Annotated in this window: 15 protein-coding genes and 1 tRNA gene; 4 read left to right on the top strand and 12 right to left on the bottom strand. The window is 63.7% G+C overall.

Annotation, left to right across the window (positions count from 1 at the left end; translation table 11 throughout):
* Positions 1–136: 136 nt before the first annotated feature.
* From MRBLMU1_RS28035 to MRBLMU1_RS28010, 6 genes are all read right to left on the bottom strand, one after another.
* The gene (locus tag MRBLMU1_RS28035) at positions 137–1,426 is read right to left on the bottom strand and encodes a TolC family protein (RefSeq protein ID WP_363508901.1); all 1,290 of its coding nucleotides are present in this window, start codon (positions 1,424–1,426) and stop codon (positions 137–139) included.
* Between the two features lie 92 nt (positions 1,427–1,518).
* Positions 1,519–1,902 (bottom strand): hypothetical protein, encoded by a 384-nt coding sequence (locus MRBLMU1_RS28030; protein WP_363508899.1) that lies wholly within the window; start codon positions 1,900–1,902, stop codon positions 1,519–1,521.
* Positions 1,903–2,196: 294 nt separating this feature from the next.
* Positions 2,197–2,271: transfer RNA gene (locus MRBLMU1_RS28025), tRNA-Val, on the bottom strand.
* A gap of 86 nt (positions 2,272–2,357) precedes the next feature.
* A complete protein-coding gene (gene dnaQ, locus MRBLMU1_RS28020) occupies positions 2,358–3,068 on the bottom strand; it encodes a DNA polymerase III subunit epsilon (protein WP_363508896.1) in 711 nt (236 codons plus the stop codon).
* A gap of 64 nt (positions 3,069–3,132) precedes the next feature.
* On the bottom strand, positions 3,133–3,573 hold the full coding sequence (gene rnhA, locus MRBLMU1_RS28015; RefSeq protein ID WP_315218166.1) for a ribonuclease HI: 441 nt from the start codon (positions 3,571–3,573) through the stop codon (positions 3,133–3,135).
* A 4-nt stretch (positions 3,574–3,577) separates the two neighbouring features.
* A complete protein-coding gene (locus MRBLMU1_RS28010; protein WP_363508892.1) occupies positions 3,578–4,387 on the bottom strand; it encodes a class I SAM-dependent methyltransferase in 810 nt (269 codons plus the stop codon).
* Between the two features lie 20 nt (positions 4,388–4,407).
* Here MRBLMU1_RS28010 and gloB point away from each other — a divergent pair, with 20 nt between their 5' ends.
* Positions 4,408–5,214 carry a hydroxyacylglutathione hydrolase gene (gloB, locus tag MRBLMU1_RS28005; protein ID WP_363508889.1) on the top strand — a complete coding sequence of 269 codons (807 nt, stop codon included), beginning with the start codon at positions 4,408–4,410 and terminating at the stop codon, positions 5,212–5,214.
* 54 nt (positions 5,215–5,268) lie between these two features.
* On the opposite strand, the gene aceB is transcribed toward gloB, so the two are convergent.
* On the bottom strand, positions 5,269–6,867 hold the full coding sequence (aceB, locus tag MRBLMU1_RS28000; protein ID WP_363508886.1) for a malate synthase A: 1,599 nt from the start codon (positions 6,865–6,867) through the stop codon (positions 5,269–5,271).
* Between the two features lie 203 nt (positions 6,868–7,070).
* On the opposite strand from aceB, the gene MRBLMU1_RS27995 reads away from it, so the two are divergent.
* The gene (locus tag MRBLMU1_RS27995; protein WP_363508883.1) at positions 7,071–7,985 is read left to right on the top strand and encodes a LysR family transcriptional regulator; all 915 of its coding nucleotides are present in this window, start codon (positions 7,071–7,073) and stop codon (positions 7,983–7,985) included.
* Positions 7,986–8,071: 86 nt separating this feature from the next.
* On the opposite strand, the gene MRBLMU1_RS27990 is transcribed toward MRBLMU1_RS27995, so the two are convergent.
* The 4 genes from MRBLMU1_RS27990 to MRBLMU1_RS27975 all read right to left on the bottom strand — a co-directional run bounded on the left by MRBLMU1_RS27990 (position 8,072) and on the right by MRBLMU1_RS27975 (position 11,337).
* Positions 8,072–8,275: a cold-shock protein gene (locus MRBLMU1_RS27990; RefSeq protein WP_008448165.1), complete on the bottom strand. Its 204-nt coding sequence runs from the start codon at positions 8,273–8,275 to the stop codon at positions 8,072–8,074.
* A 289-nt stretch (positions 8,276–8,564) separates the two neighbouring features.
* A complete protein-coding gene (locus MRBLMU1_RS27985; RefSeq protein ID WP_363508878.1) occupies positions 8,565–8,927 on the bottom strand; it encodes an Hpt domain-containing protein in 363 nt (120 codons plus the stop codon).
* 7 nt (positions 8,928–8,934) lie between these two features.
* The gene (gene upp / locus MRBLMU1_RS27980) at positions 8,935–9,585 is read right to left on the bottom strand and encodes a uracil phosphoribosyltransferase (protein WP_363508875.1); all 651 of its coding nucleotides are present in this window, start codon (positions 9,583–9,585) and stop codon (positions 8,935–8,937) included.
* A 48-nt stretch (positions 9,586–9,633) separates the two neighbouring features.
* Positions 9,634–11,337 (bottom strand): isovaleryl-CoA dehydrogenase, encoded by a 1,704-nt coding sequence (locus MRBLMU1_RS27975; RefSeq protein ID WP_363508872.1) that lies wholly within the window; start codon positions 11,335–11,337, stop codon positions 9,634–9,636.
* Positions 11,338–11,649: 312 nt separating this feature from the next.
* Between MRBLMU1_RS27975 and MRBLMU1_RS27970 the strand changes: the two genes are divergently transcribed.
* Complete coding sequence (locus tag MRBLMU1_RS27970) at positions 11,650–13,398, top strand: putative bifunctional diguanylate cyclase/phosphodiesterase (RefSeq protein WP_363508869.1); 1,749 nt, start codon at positions 11,650–11,652, stop codon at positions 13,396–13,398.
* A complete protein-coding gene (locus MRBLMU1_RS27965) occupies positions 13,395–14,891 on the top strand; it encodes an HDOD domain-containing protein (RefSeq protein WP_363508866.1) in 1,497 nt (498 codons plus the stop codon). The genes MRBLMU1_RS27970 and MRBLMU1_RS27965 overlap by 4 nt, the downstream gene beginning before the upstream one ends.
* A gap of 24 nt (positions 14,892–14,915) precedes the next feature.
* Here MRBLMU1_RS27965 and MRBLMU1_RS27960 read toward each other — a convergent pair whose 3' ends face one another.
* The gene (locus tag MRBLMU1_RS27960) at positions 14,916–16,070 is read right to left on the bottom strand and encodes an MFS transporter (protein WP_363508863.1); all 1,155 of its coding nucleotides are present in this window, start codon (positions 16,068–16,070) and stop codon (positions 14,916–14,918) included.

Genomic DNA, 16,070 nt, shown 5'->3' with positions numbered 1-16,070 from the left:
GCCGCCGGGACGGCGGGCGCTGCCGCCGGCGCGTTGCGTGCCACCAGCCAGTGCGAGGCTGCAAAACCCGAGGCTGCGGCGAGGGCCACCAGCACGGCCACGGCGGGCCAGCCCGGTTGCGGGCGTCGTTGTTGCATCATGGTGTTTCTCCAAATACGTTGCGGCCTTCGGCCAGTGAGAGGGTGGCAAGCGCGCGTACCCGGGCCAGTCGGGCCTCGATGGTCAGCGCCTGCGCTTCGGACAGCGTGCGGCGGATCGCCAACAGTTCCAGCAGTGGCGTCCTTCCGGCGTCGTAGCCAATACGGCCCAAACGATAGGCCTCCGTTGCCGCGGTTTCGCCTTCTTCAGCCGCCACCAGGCGCCGTTCGGACGCCCCGGCCTGAACCAATGCCGAACGACGCAATGCGACGGTTTCCAACCGGGTCGCCTCCAGGCGCATGGCGGCGCTGGCCGCACGTTCCTTCGCCGCATCGATACCTGCCTTGTTTCGATCGAACAACGGAATGCTGGCCGACAGCCCAATGGTCGCCGCCTTCTCGCTGGTCCAGCCGAATTTACGCATGCCGACGGTCACGCCGAGATCGGGCATCCAGCGGTTTTCTTCGACCTTGACCTGGGCGGCGATGGCGTCGCGGTCGGCGGCGGCACTGGCCAGCGCGGGCGACTCAGCCGCTGTCCAGCCCGTTAGAGGACGTGGCGCGGCGATCGTGGCCATGAAAGGATGGTCGATGCGGGCAAACGGTTCGGACGAGCCAACGAGCGCGGACAATTGTTCGAGCGCTTCGGTGGCGTCGGCGGATGCGGACTGAACGGCAGCTTGCGCGGCAGCGGCACTGGCGCGGGCCTGCGCCAGGCGCAGTTCAGCTTCGCGGCCGGCTTTCACCAGCGCCTGGGCCGCCCGCAAATCGTCGCTGGCGCGCTGCAGCTCGGCGTCGGCTACCGCTTTGCGCTGCTGCATGGCTTCGGCAGTGGCGTAGGCCACCGCCAGCTCACTGGCGAAGGCCAGGCGGGCCTGGCGCTCGCGCACACCGGTGGCGGCGGATTTTCGCTGTTCGGCCTCAATGCGGGCCGAGCGCTTGCCACCGATCTCGAACATCTGTGTGACGGTATAGGTGTCCTGCCGCTGGCTTACGCCGCCCGTTTGCGGCGCGCCCAGATTCTCGACCGTGGCGCTCAGGGTCGGGTTAAGCCAGGCGCTGGCCTGGCGCGCCTCCGCGCTGGCGGCACGCACATTGGCGGCTTGCGCCAACAGCTGCGGCGCGTTCGACTGGGATTGCTGAAGCAGCGTCGCGAAGGACGGGGTCTCGGCCGCCAGGCTCAACGCGGCAGCCGAGCCGAAAAGGACAGAGAGAATAGTCCGCCGGACAGCGAAGTGCGGCAGACGTCCGCGCGACGATGCGCGCGGCCGTACGGATATTTTTTGCATGAAATGCCCCTGCAGGATTGAACTGGATGCAGTACGGCGGGCAACACTCTACCTGCGACGTTTGATGGTCACAGAATGAAGATGGCGCCCGCTCAGACGAGCGCGCGCGGGGGGCGAAGAAGAGGGATGGTTGTTCGATCAGAAAAAACGTCATGCCGGAACGCTGGTGCGACGCGGACAACGGCTGGCACGCCTGGCCAGTTTATAGCGGGCAGCACGATGTTCATGTGGCTACCATGCTCGAAATCCGCCAGGTGCTGCAACGATTTCTTGGAATCGTCGACATGCGTGCCGCTATCGTCGTCATCGTCATGATGATGAAGGACGTGATCGGCATGCTCAGCGATATGCTTGATGACGAATTCCATTCCTTTGGCGTTGCCGCTGCCTAGTACATGCGTGAGATTGCGTTCCGCAGCAGCAATGGCTTGCCACGGAATCGCCAACATCAGCAGTATGAGGAGCAACTTTTTCATCGTCCACTGATTATAGCAGCATGTAATCCGACAACTCTACAGGCCCGACCCAGCTGGCATCCGGAAGGCGGCGACAGCAACGGTTAAAAGCCCACTTCACCGCATCATTTGCACACGAAACCGACCCGATCCGGCCAGCAAAAACGGCTATGATCGAAAGGCACGACAGTAGGTAGATGACAGGAGGACTTGACGGGAATAGGCGCACAGCTCTTGGCGCTAGTCCCAAATTGATGCCAAACACCGGAATGAGTTTCCGGTGTTTAAGCTAAGTGATTGATATCACTAGAATTCTGGTGGGAAGTGCAAGTTTCGAACTTGCGACCCCTGCAGTGTGAATGCAGTGCTCTACCCCTGAGCTAACCTCCCGAAGCGGGGCGAATTATCGCATACATCCCCGGGGAAATGGAAGGGCCGGCGTGAAAATTATGCATTCACCCGGCGGTCCATCCCGATCAGGCGGCCGGCGCCAGGCTGGCGGTCCAGATGCACTGTCCCTTGACGGCCTTGTCCAGGCCCGCCAGGGTCGCCTGGTGGGCGGCGATTTCCTCCTCCGACGCCGGCAGGAAGATGATGTCGGCCATCGGCACCGGTTCGAGCAAGGCGCCGCCGACGACGACCTCCTCCTCCACATCCATGCCCAGGCTGTTCTGCCCGCGCGTCATCGACAGGTAGACGTCGGCCAGCAGCTCGGCATCGAGCAACGCGCCGTGCAGCTTGCGGTGCGAGTTCGACACGCCGTAGCGGTCGCACAGCGCGTCGAGCGAGTTGCGCTTGCCCGGATGGAGTTCCTTGGCATGCACCAAGGTGTCGATGACGCCGCCGATGTGGGTCGAGAAGTCCGGCAGCTTGAGCAGGCGGAATTCGTGGTTCAGGAACCCCAGGTCGAACGGCGCGTTGTGGATGATGACTTCGGCGCCCTGGATGTATTCGCGCAGCTGGTCGACGATCTCGTGGAATTTCGGCTTGTCGCGCAAGAACTCGGTGGTCAGGCCGTGGACGTTGAGCGCGCCCTCTTCCGATTCGCGCTCCGGATTGATGTAGACGTGGAAGTTGTTCCCGGTCAGCATGCGGTTGTGCAGTTCGACGCAGCCGATCTCGATGATGCGGTTGCCCAGCTTGGGGTTGATACCGGTGGTTTCGGTATCGAGAACGATTTGGCGCATAAGTACTCTGTGGTTGCTACGGTCAAGCGGAGAAGTATAACAGGCCGGTCATCAGCCAAGCGGCCTAGCGGCCCCGGGCCAGTTCGACGCCGCGGTTGGCCAGCATGTCGGCGCGCTCGTTGCCCGGATGGCCGTTGTGGCCGCGCACCCAGCGCCATTCGACCGTGTGCATGGTCTGCGCCGCGTCGAGCGCCTTCCACAAGTCCTCGTTCTTGACCGGCTCCTTGGCGGCGGTTTTCCAGCCGCGCGCTTTCCAGCCGTGTATCCATTCGCTGATACCTTTTTGAACATACTGGCTATCGGTGTGCAGCACCACCGTGCACGGGCGCTTGAGCGCGCTCAACGCTTCGATCACCGCCTGCAATTCCATGCGGTTGTTGGTGGTGTCGCGCGCGCCACCGCAGATTTCCTTCTCGGCGCCGTCCGCCACCAGCAACGCGCCCCAGCCGCCCAGGCCAGGATTGCCCTTGCACGCGCCGTCGGTAAAAATTTCCACCTTATCCATACTGCTATTCCCGCCTTTTGTTTGTTGCAGGGACGACCACCTGGGCCGTCGCCGATTTTTTGGTCCAAGCCGGACCGATCAGATGCATGCCCTTGACCCGCTTGATCGCTTGCACGATATAGACGCCGCCAAAGAACGGCCACCAGCGCGGCCCGGCATTATCCATGAATGCGTAGCGGTTCAGCCATTTTTCTGTGCGGCAGGCCGGCGCGTAGCAGCCGAAATGACTTTGGCTGGCGCTCAAGTTCAATAATTTTAACCAGTCTTTCATGCGCGGCATAGTGATCAGCTCCTCGGTGCGCGGCAGGAACGAGGTGCCGCCGACGCGCCGCATCACATGGCGCGCGCCCCACAGGCTGGCCGGGTTGAAGCCGCAGATGATGACCTGGCCTTCCGGGATCAGCACGCGCTCGACCTCGCGCAACACTTGGTGCGGGTCGGTGGAAAATTCCAGCACGTGGGGCAGCACCACCAGGTCCATGCTTTGCGACGCGAACGGCAACTCGGTGTAATCGAGCGTGAGCGCGACCGGACGCGGCGGCGGCGGTTCGATCACCGGCCCGCCGTGCGCCGGCGCAACCGGCGGCGCGGCAGGCGGCCGCACCTTGCGGTCGGCCAGCCATTTGTACGGCATGCGGTTGGCCGCGAGTGCATCAATTTGAGGCATGCCGATCTGCACCGCGTTGAATCCGAAGATATCGGCTGTTAAATTATCGAGACATGTTTGTTCCCACGCACGCAAGTACACGCCTGCGGGCGTTTGCAGCCAGCCTTCCAGCGCTATAATGGATTGCTCCGATCCCGCTTTATCCATGTTTAGCCTTTTGCGATCCAATGACCATATCTTCTAACCAAGCTCTCTGTGTTCTGACGGTTCCAGCATTCCACGACAATTACCTGTGGCTGATACATGATGGTGTACATGCCGCCGTAGTCGACCCGGGCGACGCCAAGCCGATACTGGCGGCGCTCAAAGCAAACGGACTCAAGCTCACCGCCATTCTACTCACCCATCACCACGCTGACCACATCGGCGGCGTTCCCGAATTATTACAGCATTATCAGGTTCCCGTTTTCGGCCCGCGCAACGAGACCATCGCCGCCGTCACCCTGCCGGTCGGCGAAGGCAAGCAGTTCGACGTGCCGGGCCTGGCGCTGCGCCTGTCCGTGCTCGACGTGCCCGGCCACACGATGGGCCACATCGCCTACGTGCGCGAGCCGTCCGCCGACGAGCCGACCTGGCTGTTCTGCGGCGACACCTTGTTCGCCGGCGGCTGCGGACGCCTGTTCGAAGGCACGCCGGCTCAGATGATCAGCTCGCTGGGCAAACTCGCCGCGCTACCGGATGATACCAAGGTGTATTGCGCCCACGAATATACGCTGTCCAACCTGCGCTTCGCGCGCGTGGTGGAACCGGACAATGTGGCGCTGCGGGAGCGTGTGAAGGTGGAGACCGACAAGCGCGAGCACAATCTGCCGACGGTGCCGAGCACGATCGGCATCGAGAAGGCGACCAATCCCTTCCTGCGCTACCGGGAGCCGGCCATCGCGGAACAACTGGTCAAGGCCGGACGGCTCGATCGTGTCGATACGGCGCTGGCGACGTTCACCGCGCTGCGCTTGTGGAAAAATGATTTTTGATGCGAAGGCCGGCGGATTAACTTGATCCGCCGGCCCCGGTTTTAAATTTTAGAATTAAATCTCTTCATACAACGGCAAGGTCAGGAACTCGGCGAACTCGGTCGAGGTCGACATCTGCTCGAAGATCTGGCCGGCCCGCACATAGGTCGGACCGTCGCCGCCCGGCGCGTCGCGCTGCACCTTGGCCAACTCCTCCGGTATCATCGCGCGCACCATGTCGGCCGTCACTTTGCGGCCGTCGTCCAGCACGCCCTTGTCCGAGCGGATCCACTGCCACACCTGCGAGCGGCTGATTTCGGCCGTGGCCGCGTCTTCCATCAGGTTGTGGATCGGCACGCAGCCGTTGCCGGCCAGCCAGCTGCCCAGGTAATGGATGCCGACGTTGATGTTGTAACGCAGGCCGGCCTCGGTGATCGGCGCCTCCGGCTTGAAGTCCAGCAGCTGTGCGGCGGTGACGTCGATGTCCGGACGCTGCTTGTCGATCTGATTCGGCTTGTCGCCCAGCACCTTGGTGAACTCGGTCATCGCCAGTTCGACCAGGCCCGGGTGGGCGACCCAGCCGCCGTCGTAGCCGTCGGTGGCGTCGCGCGCCTTGTCGTTGCGCACGCCGCCCATGGCCACGTCATTCTTTTCCGGATCGTTCTTGATCGGGATCAGCGCGGCCATGCCGCCGATGGCCGGCGCGTTGCGCTTGTGGCAGGTCTTGAGCAGCAGCAGCGCGTAGGCGCGCATGAACGGCGCCGTCATCGTCACCTTGGCGCGGTCGGCCAGGCAGAAATCCTTGTCCAGCTTGAACTTCTTGATGCACGAGAAGATGTAATCCCAGCGGCCGGCGTTCAGGCCGGAGCTGTGCTCGCGCAGTTCATACAGGATCTCGTCCATCTCGAAGGCGGCCAGGATGGTCTCGATCAGCACGGTGGCCTTGATCGTGCCCTGCGGCAGGCCCAGCTCGTTCTGCGTCATCACGAAGATGTCGTTCCACAGGCGCGCTTCCAGGTGCGATTCCATTTTCGGCAGGTAGAAGTACGGGCCGGCGCCGCGCGCCAGTTGCTCCTTGGCGTTGTGGAACATGAACAGCGCGAAGTCGAAGATGCCGCCGGAAATGCGTTTGCCGTCGACCAGCACGTGTTTTTCATCCAGGTGCCAGCCGCGCGGACGCACGACCAAGGTGGCGATCTTGTCGTTGAGCTTGTAGGACTTGCCGTTCTGCTCGAGTGCGATGGTGCGGCGCACGGCGTCGAACATGTTGATCTGGCCGGTGATCTGGTTGTCCCAGTTCGGCGTGTTGGAATCCTCGAAGTCGGTCATATAGCTGTCGGCGCCCGAGTTGAAGGCGTTGATGACCATTTTGCGCTCTACGGGACCGGTGATCTCGACGCGGCGGCATTCCAGCGCTTTCGGGATCGGCGCGATTTTCCAGTCGCCGGCGCGGATGTGCGCGGTTTCCGGCAGGAAGTCCGGACGCTCGCCCGCATCGAGGCGCTTGGCGCGCTCGACCCGCACGGCCAGCAGCTGTTGGCGTCGCGCCTCGAACTCGCGCGTCAGCTTGGCCACCAGCGACAGCGCGTCGGCGGTCAGAATGTTTTCGTAGCCGGGCTTGATCTCGCCGGTGATTTGCATGCCTGCCGGCAAAGTGATGGTGGACTGCGTCATGGGATAGGTCTCCGTAAGAAAATATTAACTTCCATACCAAATTATAAGCACTGATGATGCGGCTGCGCGCCTGAATCTTTTAGTGTGGCTGCTCGGTTACGCGGCGTTCTGTTTTACAGTATATTCACTGATAAGTTATGCAAACGAGACTAAAAATCACTTCATCTATGCGTTTTTATCACAAGTGAGAGGCAAGCCGCTTCATGGGCCAGTTCAGACAGATATCCACCTTCGTCGAAGTCGTCGCCCGGGGCAGCCTGTCGGCCGCCGCCCGGGCCGAGGGCATCGCGCCGGCCATGATCGGGCGGCGCCTGGACGCGCTGGAGAGCCGCCTTGGGGTCAAGCTCTTGCAGCGCACCACCCGCAAGCTGGCGCTGACGGATGAAGGCGCGGCCTTCCTGGAGGATTGCCAGCGCATCCTGGCGGAACTGGAGGAAGCCGAATCGGCAGTGGCCGAACGCAGCGCGCACGCCACCGGGCACCTGATGATCTCGGCGCCGGCCGGCTTCGGCCGCCAGCACGTCGCGCCGCTGTTGCCCTCCTTCCTCAGCGAGCACCGCGACGTCACGGCGACCCTGAACATGAGCGACCGCGTGGTCGACATCGTCGGCGAAGGCATCGACGTGGCGATCCGCATCGCCAGCCTGGCCGATTCCAACCTGGTCAGCGTCAAGCTGGCCGACAACGAGCGCGTGGTGGTGGCCGCGCCCTCCTACCTCAAGCGCTACGGCGAGCCGAAGACGCTGGCCGACCTGGCCAAACACAACTGCCTGGCCATCAGCAGCGAGGGCAGCCAGCGCGGCTGGACCTTCCGCGACAACGGCAAGAACGTGGTGCTGAAGGTGAACGGCAACATGGGCTGCAACGACGGCCAGGTGCTGCACGACTGGGCGCTGGCCGGCAAGGGGCTGGCGTGGCGTTCGATGTGGGAAGTGGGTAGCGAGATCGAGGCGGGCAAGCTGCAGACGGTGCTCGATCAGCACGCGGCGCCGGGCAACGACATCTACGCGGTGTTCGCGCAGCGCCGGCATTTGCCGTTGCGCATACGCGCGTTCGTCGACTTTCTGCGGCACACCTATGCGCAGGGGGACTACTGGCGCAAATCAGGAGAGCAATAATACTTATAAAACTGCAACAGCAAAAACGCGGACGAAAAAAAATCCTCGGGTACCGAGGATTTCTTTATTTCGTTTGATTCAGCGTATTACAGAGGCTGAATGTTCGAAGCTTGCTTGCCCTTAGGACCAGCAGTCACTTCAAAAGAAACACGTTGGTTCTCTTGCAGCGACTTGAAGCCTGCGGACTGAATCGCCGAGAAGTGAGCGAACAGATCTTCGCCGCCTTCGTCAGGGGTGATAAAGCCGAAGCCCTTCGAATCATTGAACCATTTTACGATACCAGTTGCCATTACAATTCCTATTTCAGTTAAGTTGGGCTTGCGCCCGTGATATCGTTTGAGGCAAGAAAGAAATGACAGACTAACTGCACTACTCTTGAATCTAAACGATCCCGCATTATACCCATTTACGAGAGAAAAGCACGTGTTCACGAAAATAAATGCAAACCGTCGCTTTTTTTGGTAGAAAAACCGAAAACTTCGGGCTTCCCGCCGGTACTTCTTTCCCTCTTCCGTGGTGTGTAACTGTCACTATAGACAACTAAATGATAACTGGTTTGATTTACATCAAGCGCACGTCTCAATCGTAATCCGTTGCGTGGGGGTCACACGCGGCCCAGCGCAGGTATTTTTCCACCTCCGGGACCACGGCATTCCAGCCGGAACCGGTCGATATCACCTCGCGCAGCATGTGCTCGATACGCCGCGCCTCCCGCCCCAGCGTGCCGAAACCGAAGGTGCCGGCCGATCCGGCCACGCCGTGCAGCAGCTCGTGGAGCTGGCGCATCGCCGCTTCGGTGGGAGCATGCCCGTCCCCGCCTTCAGCGGCGCAGACGGCCAGCGCCGACGTGATCTTTTCCATCGTCACCGGCACGGTCGCGGCGAATTTTTCGTTCAGCGCCGCCAGGCGCGCGCGGAAATCAGGATCGACTGGAGTGGCCATGGCGCTGTTACTTGGTCCCGAAGATGCGGTCGCCGGCATCGCCCAGGCCAGGCACGATGTACGCGTGTTCGTTCAGGTGCGAATCGAGCGAGGCGCAGTAGATCTTCACGCCCGGATGCGACTTCTGGAACACCTCGATGCCTTCCGGCGCCGCCACCAGCGCCAGGAAGATGATCTGCTCGTCGGTCACGCCGCGCGACTTCAGCACGTCCACCGCGTGCACCGCCGAATTACCGGTGGCGACCATCGGATCGCACAGGATGAAGGTGCGCTCGGCCAGATCCGGCAGACGCACCAGATACTCCACCGGCTGGTGGGTGTCTGGGTCGCGGAACACGCCGATGTGGCCGACGCGCGCCGACGGCACGAGGTTCAGCAGGCCGTCGCTCATGCCGATGCCGGCGCGCAGAATCGGCACGATCGCCAGTTTTTTACCCGCGATGACGGGTGCGTCGATCGTCATCAGCGGGGTTTCGATGGTGCGGGTGGTCAGCGGCAGGTCGCGGGTGATCTCGTAACCCATCAGCAGCGTGATTTCCTTGAGCAGTTCGCGGAAGGTACGGGTCGACGTATCCTTCTCGCGCATGTGACTCAGTTTGTGTTGGATCAGTGGGTGGTCGGTGATGAACAGATTGGGGAAGCGCGGATCTTGTTTCATTGTTTGCTCTTTTTAGACGGGTTATCGTGTCATGATCGCGCCATTATACTAGGCAAGCACCAGCGCCCGGCCGAGAATCGCCTCGCAATCCACGCCCGCCGGCAGCCGTCCGAACGCCCCTCCGGGCTCGCGCGCCAGCCGCGAGGCGACGAACGCCGACGACACATATGACGGCGCGTGGCGCAGCAGCAGCCCGGCCTGCACCGCCAGCACCACGCGCTCGGCCAGCAGGCGCGCGCCGAATTCGTCGGCCTGCGGCTGGTCCAGGTCCGCGAGCAGCGCCTGGGCGTAGCGCGCATAGTCGCCATGGCCGCCGCCCTCTCCCGCGCCCGCCAGCTCCAGCTCCGCCGCCAGCGCCTCGCGCGCGGCCGGGGTTTTGCCGAAGGCCCGCAGCAGGTCGAGGCACATCACGTTGCCGGAGCCCTCCCAGATCGAATTGACGGGCAGCTCGCGGTACAGGCGTGCCAGCGGGCCGTCCTCCACATAACCGCTGCCGCCGATGACCTCCATCGCCTCGGCGCCGAAGGCGGGACCGCGCTTGCAGATCCAGTATTTGCCGGCCGGCGTCAGGACGCGCGCCAACAGCTGCTGCGCCGGATCGCCGCCCTGGTCGAAGCAGCGCGCCAGCCGCATCGCGAACGCGGTGGCGGCCTCCGATTCCAGCGCCAGGTCGGCCAGCACGTTGCGCATCAACGGCTGTTCGGACAGCGGCCGGCCGAACGCGGAGCGGCCGCGCGCATGGTGCAGCGCGTGCGTCAACGCGGCGCGCATCGCGCCGGCGCTACCGAGCACGCAATCGAGCCGCGTGTGGCCGCCCATCTCCAATATCGTCGGTATGCCGCGTCCCGGCTTGCCGATCAACCAGCCGTGGGCGCCGGTGAACTCGACCTCCGACGAGGCGTTGGAGCGGTTGCCCACCTTGTCCTTCAGCCGCTGCACGCGGATCTGATTGCGGCTGCCGTCCGGCAGATAGCGCGGCAGGAAAAAACACGACAGCCCGGCGCTGCCGCCGTCGTCGGTTTGCGCCAGGATCAGGTGCGCATCGCTCTGCGGCGCCGAGAAAAACCATTTATGGCCGACGATGCGGTACACGTCGACGCCCTCGTCGCCGAACCTCGCCCTGGCGTCCGCCGGCGACAGCGGCTCGGCGCGGGTGGTGTTGGAGCGCACATCGGAACCGCCCTGCTTTTCCGTCATGCCCATGCCGATGATGGCGCCGCGCTTTTGCTCGACCGGCAACGAGCGCGGGTCGTACTCCATCGACAGGATCTTCGGCAGCCATTTGGCGGCGATCGCCGGCGCCTGGCGCAGCGCGGGAACGCAGGCATAGGTCATCGTCACCGGGCATTGCGATCCGTTCTCCACCTGGCCGAACATCAGATACTTCGCCGCCCGCGCCACCTGCGCGCCCTCGCCGCCCAGCCACGGGGACGCGTGGGCGCCGTTCTCTATTAGTAGCGTCATCAGGCCATGCCAGGCCGGGTGGAACTCCACCTCGTCGATCCGGTTGCCGGCCCGGTCGAAGTTGTGCAAGGTCGGCGGATACTGGTTGGCGAGTCGCGCCAGGTCCAGCGTTTCCCGCTGGCCCAACAGCCGGCCCAGCGCCTCCAGCGCATCGGCCTGCGCGCCGCCCCCCTCGCGCAGCAGCGCTTCCCGCAACGCGGGGTCCGCCGTGAACAGGTTGAAATCCTCCAGCGGCGCGACGGTATTGCGCACCTGATGGGTATCGAAAGGGGTGTCGAAAGCGTTCACGGTGGGTCTCCTCCCGCGCGGTGCCGGGTTAAATTGACAAGCCAGACTAGCGCAAACAAAAGTGCCAGGCAAGCGCGCGAATCGACACCGGCGCCGGTCGCCCCGCAGCGACGCATCGCCCTCCCGGCGGCCATCCCCCCCGCTCTTACAGCATGTTTTTAGAGGTTTCTCAATAGAAATGAGTAAAACTCGACGGAATGTTGTCTGTTTTCATGTAAAACCAAACTCATCGGTGATACATTTCGTTCTGGTTTTGCAAGATAAATGCAACCCAATTGTTACATGAACAACTTGAAAGTGTAGAACCCCGCGATGCACGCCACTCATCCATCACAGCCCGAGCGCGATCCGCGCGCCGAATCGGACCACCTCGTGGACCACCTCATGGAGGAGGCAGGCGATGTCGTTTTCCGTCTCAACCCGCTGGGCGACATCGTCTTCGCCAGCCGCCGCGCGACCGCGCTGCTGGCCCGCCCGGACGCGCTCACCGGCGGCACGCTGACCAAACTGATATGCGAAGCCGACCAGGCGCCGCTGGCGGCGGCCCTGACCGAAGTCGCCGAGTCGCGCGCCGCGCGCCTGATCGAGGTGCGCGTCAAAACCCCGGATGCCGAAGTCTGGCACGAGCTGCGGATCTCCTGCCACGTCAGCCGGCAAAACGAGGTCGCCGGGCTGCTGGTCGTCGGGCGCGACATGTCGATCCAGCACGCCACCGAGCAGCGCCTGCGCCACATGGCCACGCACGACGCGCTGACCGAGCTGCCCAACCGCCTGCTGCTGTCGGACCGCATGCGCATGGTCATCGCCAACGCCCGCCGCTCCGGCCAGGGCTTCGCCGTCGCCACCATCGGCCTCGATGGCTTCAAGAAGGTCAACGACGGCCTCGGACACCCGGTCGGCGACGCGCTGCTGCGCATGGCCGCCACGCGCCTGCGCAAAACCCTGCGCGACAGCGACACCCTGGCCCGCGTCGGCGGCGACGAATTCGTCGCCATCCTGCCCGGCACCGCCACCGACGCGCAGATCAAGCTGGTCACCGGCCGCCTGATCGCCACCTTGCAGTCGCCGTTCGAGATCGACAGCCACACGATCTATGTCGGCGCCTCGGTCGGCGTCTCCGTCTATCCGACCCACGCCGAGGACGAGGTGCGCCTGGTGGCCCTGGCCGATGCCGCCATGTCGCGCGCCAAGGAAACCGGCAAGGCGCGCTGCGTGGTCTACAGCCCCTCCGAAGCGGGCCCGCCGGCCCACGACATCTCGCTCGAGGCGGCGATGTTCCAGGCGGTGCGCGAAGGCGAGTTCCTGCTCTACTACCAGCCCATCGTGGACGCCAAGACGCGCGAAATCCAGGGCTTCGAAACCCTGATGCGCTGGAAGCATCCGACGCTGGGCATGGTGCCGCCGGCCCGCTTCATTCCCATCGCCGAGACCAACGGCTTGATCAACCTGCTGGGCGCCTGGGCGCTCAAGGCGGCCTGCGTGCAGCTCAAACAGTTCGAGGAAGTGGCGAAACGCCCCCTCTACATCTCTGTTAATATTAGCCCCCGGCAATTCCGAAATGATAAGTTTCTCGACGTGCTCGACGACGCCATCGCGTTCTCGGGCCTACTTGGTGAGCAATTGGTGTTAGAAATCACAGAAGGCACATTGATGATCGATCCGGCCCACGCCGAATCGATCCTGTCCAAAATGGCGGAGCGCAAGGCCCGCATCGCCATCGACGATTTCGGCACCGGCTACTCGTCGCTCGCCTACCTCAAACGCTTTCCTATTTCCGTGCTCAAGATCGACCGTGCCTTCATCCGCGACCTGCCCGAATCGCAAAAGGACGGCGCCATCTGCAACGCCGTGCTCGATCTGGCCAAGCACCTGGACTTGTCGGTGGTGGCCGAGGGCGTCGAAACCGAAGATCAGCTGCACTTCCTCGAAGAACGCGGCTGCCAGTACATCCAGGGCTACCTGACCGGCAAGCCGATGGCCTCCAACGTCGCCCTGGCCGCGCTCAGGGAAAGCATCCACGTCAAGGTGGTGCCGGCCGAACTGCGTCAGGTGCCGCAATGACGGACAGCTTCAAAGCCAGCACGCCGTTGGGCGACCAAACGCTGGCGCAGCTGTGGGACTGCACGCGCCGCCGCGGCGACATGCCCGGCTTCGCCAAGGCCATCACCGCCATCCTGGGCGCCATGCGCGGCGAGGACGAGCAGGAATTCAACATGACACGCACCGTGCTGTCCGACCCGGTGCTCACGCAAAAGGTGCTGCGGCTGGCCAACAGCGGCATGTACTCGGCCTTCGGCCAGCACGTCAGCACCGTCTCGAAGGCGGTGCTGGTGCTGGGCACCGAGGCGATCGGCCATCTGGCGCTCGGCCTGAAGCTGATCGAGGAACTGGCCGCCACGTCCAACGACACCACCATCGCCCACGTCGAAATGGAGAAGGCCGTGCTGGCGGGGATCGTCGCCCAGCAAATCGCCTACACGGCCGAAAGCCAGCATGGCGAGACGGCCGTGGTGTGCTCGATGCTGCACACGCTGGGCCGCATGATGATGGCCTTCTACATGCCGGAGCGCTGGAACGAGCTGCAACGCCTGGCCGACCAGGATGGTGTTTCCATCGACGACGTCGCGCCGGAAATGCTGGGCCTCAGCATGGAGGAGATCGGCCACGCCGCCGCCCTGCACTGGGGACTGCCGGCCAGCCTGGTCAAGGGCATGCGCAAACTGGCGCCGACCGCGGACGGCGCGGAAGTGAGCGCGTCCGACTGGATCGCCGGGTTGTCGACGATGTCGGCCATGTGCGCCGAATCGCTGTGGCACGACGACCCGGCCGGCGAGGCCATCGTCAAGCAGCTGACCGAGAGCTATTCGGTGATGCTGGGCGTGGAGCCGGCCAATCTGATGCACGCCATCGAACAAGCCAAGGTGGTGGCGGCGAACGACCTGACCATCGCCCCGCTGTCGCGCCCCGCCGAACGGCGCGCCAGGGCGCTGGCCAAGACGCGCCAGCGCGCGGCCGGCAACAAGATCCTGCTCAGCGGCCTGGCCGACATGCGCGACATGCTCGACACGGCCAGCCCGGGCCAGATGGTGCAGATCGCGCTCGAAACCGTCTACAAGGGCCTGGATTTTTCGCGCGCGGTGGCGTTCGTCCGCAACCGCAAGGAGAGCCACTATTCGGCCAAGATCTCCTTCGGCGAAGGCACCAAGGATTTGCTGGCGGCGCTGACGTTCGACGACGCCTACGAACCGAATGTGTTCCACGCCGCCCTCAATAGCGACCGCGTGATCTTCATCGAAAACGCCCGCGACGCCAAATTCGCCGCCAAGCTGCCGCTATGGTGGAAAAGTTCGCTGGCCGAGGCGCGCAGCTTCGTGATCTTGCCGCTGTCGGCCAACGGCCAGCCGGCCGGTTTCCTGTACGGCGACTGGGACGACTCCTTCCCGCCGATCCAACTGAGCCAGACCGAGTTCTCGCTGCTCAACGACATGCGCATGCTGGTGGTGCGCGCGGTGGAGCGGCGCCACGCGCAGGAAATCGTCAGCAGCCGGGCATGACCCCGGACGATAAATAAAGCGGCGTCAGACGGCGTCGCGCCGCCGCTGCCACCTGAACGACATCACGGCCGCCACGCCGGACGCCAGCGACAGCACTGACGCCACGTAGTACACCGACTCCGGCCCCACCCTCTGCCACCACTGCGCCAGAAACAGCCCGCCCAGCGAGCCGCCGACGCCGTACGAAATGCTCATGTACAGCGCCTGCCCGCGCGCCTGTAACGGCCCGGAGAACCAGCGCTGCAAGGTCATCACCGACGACGAGTGATGCAGCGCGAACGTCGCCGCGTGCAGCACCTGCGCCACGATCAACAGCCAAAGCAAATCCGAACCGACGCCGATCATCACGAAACGCGCCACCGCCACGCCCAGCGCCAGATACATCATCCGCATCGCGCCCCAGCGCTTCAACAACGACGACTGGAAGTAAAACAGCAGCACCTCGGCCGTCACGCCCAGCGACCACATGGCGCCGATCACCGTCTTGCTGTAGCCGTGCCGCTCAAGGTACAGCGAATAAAACGTGTAGAGCGACGTATGCGCCGCCACCATCAACGCGGTCGACGCGAAGAAGGCCAGCACCTCGGGCCGGCGCAACAGCGTCATCAGCGGCAGCGGCGCCTCCTTGTGCGTTCGGCGCGGCACGTCGCGCAGCCGGAAAGCCGCCGCGATGGTGAGCACCAGCAGCGCGGCCGCAACCCACGGCAGCGTGGCGATGCCGTAGTGGTCCAGCGCATACGAGGCCAAGGTCACCGCGACGATGAAGCCGATCGAACCCCACATCCGTATGCGGCCGTAGAAGGTCAAATCGCCGCGCATCTCCGACAGCATCAGCGCCTCGCAGATCGGCGCCTGGCCGCTGGTGAACAGATTCAAAAAGATCATCGCCAGCATGAAATGGGCGAAGGTGGCGCCGAACAGGAAGCCGGAGAACGCCGCCAGCGCGGCGAAGCCGGCCAGCCGCAGCACCAGCACGCGGCGGTCGTAGTGATCGGCGACGTAGCCCCAGACGTTGGGGCCGACGATGCGCAGCACCTGGATCATCGACATCAGCACGCCGATCTGGGCGACCGTCATGCCCTTGTCGGCGAAATACAACGTCGCGTAGGTGCTCCAGGTGCCCGCGTGCGCGTAGTAGCAGAACAGGAATAAGGCGAAGCCGAGGGCCTGTGCCGGCAC

The sequence above is a fragment of the Burkholderia sp. LMU1-1-1.1 genome (assembly GCF_040675865.1).
Lineage (GTDB): Bacteria > Pseudomonadota > Gammaproteobacteria > Burkholderiales > Burkholderiaceae_D > Rugamonas.
The sequence above is the reverse complement of the archived record's forward strand: the minus strand, read 5'-3'. Positions and strand labels throughout refer to the sequence as shown.